The 562-nt window shown below is 69.0% G+C and carries 1 protein-coding gene; it reads right to left on the bottom strand.

Annotated elements, in window-relative coordinates; translation table 11 throughout:
- Positions 1 to 562, bottom strand: a 562-nt coding sequence (locus A9W96_RS29660; RefSeq protein WP_369830889.1) for a glycosyltransferase, incomplete at both ends; no start/stop codon positions are given.

Here is a 562-nt window from a genome sequence, read left to right as displayed (position 1 = left end):
AAAAGCGCCTCGCAGTGCCCAATTTCAGCCGCTTGATCGACGCGGCCCAATACGGTTGATCGGCCGAGCTCCACAGGGCCAGGGTCGGGACGCCCGCGCGCAGGCTTGCCGCCGTGGTGCCCGAGCCGCCGTGATGAACGATGGCGCGGCAGGCGGGAAAGATCGTCGCGTAGTTGACCGGGCCTACCGACTTGACGTGGTCGAACTGTGGCACGTCGCTGAAGTCGGTGCCGCCGAAGCAAATTAGCGCCCGCTCGCCCAGCCGCGCGCATGCCGCGGCGATCATCGTGACCGTGTCGGCGGGCGATTCGAGCGCGATGCTGCCCGAGCCGAAGCAAATCGGCGGTGTTCCCGACGCGATCCAGGACACGACGTCGTCGTCGGCGTCCGTCGGCAGCTCCATCGTCAGCGCCCCGACAAAGGGCCGGCGGTCGCCCCAACGCGCCCATTCGGCCGCCAGGCCGGGAAAGAAGATCTCGTCGTAAGCCTGGATCTCCAGTGAGCCGCGTTCGGCGATCCGCCGCGGCGAGGCGACCGTGGCCGTCGGCAGGCCGAGCTCACG

The sequence above is a fragment of the Mycobacterium sp. 1245852.3 genome, assembly GCF_001669335.1.
In the GTDB taxonomy this organism is placed as follows: Bacteria; Actinomycetota; Actinomycetes; order Mycobacteriales; family Mycobacteriaceae; genus Mycobacterium; species Mycobacterium europaeum_A.
Note: the sequence above shows the minus strand (reverse complement) of the source record. Positions and strands in the feature narration are given on the sequence as shown.